The sequence below is a fragment of the Mesorhizobium sp. P5_C1 genome (genome assembly GCF_054049815.1).
The window spans coordinates 1-4087 of record NZ_JBFULQ010000493.1; the positions used below are offsets into that span (position 1 = coordinate 1).

Here is a 4087-nt window from a genome sequence, read left to right on the forward strand (position 1 = left end):
TGAAAGCGCAACGTCACATTGCAATTCGGCCGATGCAGTGTTCGCGGCAGCAAGACGCGCATCTTCAAGCGTCTTCCCAAGGCGCTCGGAACGATACCCTTCAGCCTGCATCAAGACATTGGCCATCGCAAGATGGAGCCGTGTCATCCGTTCGGCGCCGCCAGACACGTCGCCAAATCTCCTGCTGCAGTCAATGGCACTGGCAAAGTGCGACACTGCTTCCCGAGTGGCAGCTCTGGCCAGGGCGGCCCTTCCCGCCTTTTGCCAGTGATCGAGCGCGCCCGCCCAATCCCCAGCCTCCTGAAGGTGGTGCGCAAGGAGCTCGGGTTGCGCTTCAGTGATTTCAGTCCACGTTTCCTCCAACACATCTGCGACACGCTTATGTAGCTCCTGGCGCTTAGCGCGCAGCAGCGTGCCATACGCTGCGTCCTGAACGAGCGCATGCTTGAAGAGGTAAGTGGCCAGTGGCCGCGTCCCGCGGCAGAACACCAGACCGGCGCCGACGAGTTGATCCAGTGCGACATTTAGATCAGTGACATTTCGCTGTGCGACCGCTGCCAGCAATTCGTAGGAGAACTCGCGACCGAGAACCGCGCCGACCTGTGCGACCTCCTTAACTGTTGAGCCGAGGCGATCGAGCCGCGCCATCAACGAGGCATGCAGCGTGGCGGGGACGTTCAACGCCGTCGCAGCAGCTCTTGAGAGCACTGTCCTGGCGTTGCCGCCCTCCAACACCGCCTTGGTCAGCTCCTCGACGAACAGTGGCACCCCATCAGTGCGCTCGATGATCTCCGCGACAACGTCGCTCGGCAGCTCCCCGGTGCCGACGACTCGCTGGACCAGCGCGGCGCCTTCACGACGGTCGAGCCGGTTGAGGACAAGAACCGTGACGTGCGCCTGCCCGGTCCACGGCGGTTGAAACTCGGGGCGGAACGTGAGGAGAAGGAGCACTGGCAGGCGCTGCACCCGCTCGACTACCAGGTCGAGCAGCTCCCGCGAGCTGGGGTCGATCCAGTGCACATCCTCGAAGAGCATCAGCACCGGACCTTGTCGCGCCAGGTCTTCGAGCTGCCGGAGCAACGCATCGAAGGTTTTCTCTTTCTTACGCTGGGGCGTCAGTTGGAGAGGCGGGAAGCGACCTTCGGTCGGCAACGACAGCAGCTCGGCCAGCAGCGCCACGTCCTCTGGCGACACCGGGGCTAGCAGGGCCGCAAGCTTATCCAGTTTCCTCTCAGGTGGATCATCGCGCTCCAACCCGGCGGCACGTTCTAGCTGAGCAATGGTCGGGTGGAGCGCGCTGTCTTGATGATGCGGCGAACAGAAATAGCGCAAGCGGGTGTGTGGCTCATTCTGGATCCGCTCCTGCAAGGTGACGGTGAGGCGCGACTTTCCGATGCCGGGCTCGCCTGAGAGCAGCACCACACGACCTTCACCACTTTTCGCGCGATGCCAGTGGCGCTGCAGAAGGTCGACCTCCTCCTCACGCCCGACCAGCGGCGTGGGCGTTGTCCCATGCAGCGCCTCGAACCGACTTTCGACAGCGCTCTCACGAAACACTTGATAGGGATGGATCGGCTCCGGAAAGCCTTTCACCTCGACGGCGCCAAGATCGCGATATTCGAAAAGATCGCCGACCAGCTGCCGCGTCTGCGGCCCGATCACGACCGCGTCGGGTTCGGCAAGAGCTTGCAGGCGGGCGGCGAGGTTCGGCGTCTCGCCCACGACGCCGCGCTCTTGCCCTTCGCCGGCGGTGATCAGATCGCCAACGACGACCTGTCCGGTGCCGATGCCTATACGAACCCGCAATGGCTCGGGGTCTGGGAGTAGCCTAACGGCATTGACAAGAGCAAGGCCAGCGCGCACCGCCTGCTCGGCGGCGTTCTCGTGCGCCTGCGGGTAGCCGAAATACACCAAAACTCCGTCGCCCATATACTTGGCAACAAAGCCGCCGAAGTGGGCGACCGTATCGGCGACACAGCGGTGATACGCTCCGATGGTCTCACGCAGGTCCTCGGGATCCAGACGCGTCGCCAGCGCCGTCGAGCCGACGAGATCCGCGAACATGACGGTCAGCTGTCGACGCTCCGCGCTTAGCTCCCGGGTGCGGCTCTGAGCCGCGATGTCATCGGTGCTCGCGTCGGGATGGCTTGACGACGGCCCCAGCCCCACTACCGCCTTGCGGAATCGCTTGCGATGACCGAGGAGCATACCGAGCTTCTCGAGGTCGGCATCGGTCAGTTCCGGCAGGACTTCCGCGTCGATCGCGTTGTCGCGAAATGCCTGCTCGTATTGCTGGAGGCCGAGGCCTCGCAACCAAGCGGCAACGTCCACACAGCCCTCCCAAGGCTGAAATTCGGGTCCCTCAGCCGCAATATTAACTCAGATGCCAGGGAAATGCTGTAGTCCGACATGGTTGCCGCGGCGAGGACAGCTTCTGGCAGCAAAGCGGACGATCCGCTCCTAGTGATCAAGCGTCCGCATCGGGTCAGATGAGGACGTTGTCCACGTTTACCTGAATGTCGGCTTCTGAGGATTCGCACCCTGAAGCTGCCAGGCTACTGTCGGCCAACACCTGCCGGACAGGAACGCGCCCGATCTCGGTCGTAGAGTTCTATTTTGCGATTGCCCGAAAACTGACATTCTCGGCGACCGCGCTAGAGATCGCGGGTGCACCACAAGCCGACTCTTAGTGGCGTTCGTCTGAATTACTGCGCCCGTCGCAAGAGTCAGTCGAGGAAGTTGCGCTTACGACTGCCGGGCGTTCAGGATTTGGAAGTACTGCTATTGAGCGAGCGTCTGGAGGCGAGACACGTCATCAGCGGCCTCGGCCAACAGCCAGTCGCGGAATGTCGTGATTTTGGGGAGCACCGACGTGGCCTGGGGGCAGACGATCCAGTAGGTCTTGGACAATCGCAGAGCCGTGGCGAACGGTCTTACGAGGCGCCCGTTGATGAGGTCCCAAGCCGCAAGCGTGGTGCGGGCGAGTGCAATGCCCTGACCGTCGATAGCAGCGTCGATGACCATGCTTGCGCGGTTCAAGACTGGGCCGTGGGAGAGTTTGGCATCTCCCACGCCCGCGGCCTCGAGCCATTCCGACCAGTCCTTTCGGTCATCGAGATGCAGCAACGGAAATTTCAGCACATCGGACGGCTCGCGCATCCGCAGGTGAAGTTTTGGACTGCAGACCGCGAACAGCTCCTCGGAGCACAGGCGGACAACATCATGTCCCGCCCAGTTGCCATCGCCATGCCGCACGGCAAGATCGACGTCCTCTCTAGCGAAGTCGACGTGATGCATGGTTGCGGAAATCCTGAGATCGATGTCCGGATGCGTCTCGGCAAACCGGCCAAGGCGGTTGACCAACCATTTGGCGGCAAAGTCGGGCGACGTGCTGACCGTCAGCGCCCCGGCCCGAGATAGATGCTGGATGCGTTGCGTGCCGAGAGCGATACGGTCGAAGGCATCGCGCACCACCTCCAGATAGGAGATGCCCGCCCGCGTGATGCTCAGCTTTTGACGTTCGCGATCGAACAGCCTGATGCCCAATTCGAGTTCGAGCGCCTTCACCTGATGGCTCACCGCGCCCTGCGTCACGGACAGCTCTTCGGCCGCCCTGGTGAAGCTCTCATGGCGTGCCGCCGCTTCGAAGGCTTTGAGGGCATTGAGCGATGGCAGTCGGCGACCCAATTTCGCACCACATCACGAGAAAAATTGGGCCAAGCACGAGAAACCATACTTTGCGCCCACCAGCAGATTGGAGCATTTCAGCGCCACGTCAACATGGATGCCGCGAGAGAGGATGAGAAATGTTCAATCACCCGCTGACTGAAGGGCGGAGGCCTTCGTCGTCGTTTCCCACACATGTTCGTCACATCGTCAACAATGCGACAGGACCCCTGGTGATGGTATCGCGCTGGATACAACTCCACTGCCAACGCGGACAACTGGCCGAGCTCGAAGACCATCAGCTTGCAGACTTGGGGTTGAGTCGTACTCAAGTTCGGAACGAATGCGCAAAGTGGCCTTGGCAGCCCTAATTCTCGACCGCCGCGCCGTGGTGGGATCAGCGAAGCAAGATCTCGTGGAG

General features: G+C 61.8%; 3 protein-coding genes. 1 reads left to right on the forward strand and 2 read right to left on the reverse strand.

Going from position 1 to position 4087, the window contains the following annotated elements; genetic code table 11:
- Positions 1–2331: AAA family ATPase (locus ACXJ7R_RS26475; protein ID WP_457154406.1), on the reverse strand; the 2331-nt coding region annotated here is incomplete at its 3' end.
- A gap of 450 nt (positions 2332–2781) precedes the next feature.
- On the reverse strand, positions 2782–3687 hold the full coding sequence (locus ACXJ7R_RS26480; protein WP_457154407.1) for a transcriptional regulator GcvA: 906 nt from the start codon (positions 3685–3687) through the stop codon (positions 2782–2784).
- Positions 3688–3902: 215 nt separating this feature from the next.
- Here ACXJ7R_RS26480 and ACXJ7R_RS26485 point away from each other — a divergent pair, with 215 nt between their 5' ends.
- Positions 3903–4037: a DUF1127 domain-containing protein gene (locus ACXJ7R_RS26485; RefSeq protein WP_457154408.1), complete on the forward strand. Its 135-nt coding sequence runs from the start codon at positions 3903–3905 to the stop codon at positions 4035–4037.
- The last annotated feature ends 50 nt before the right edge of the window (positions 4038–4087 follow it).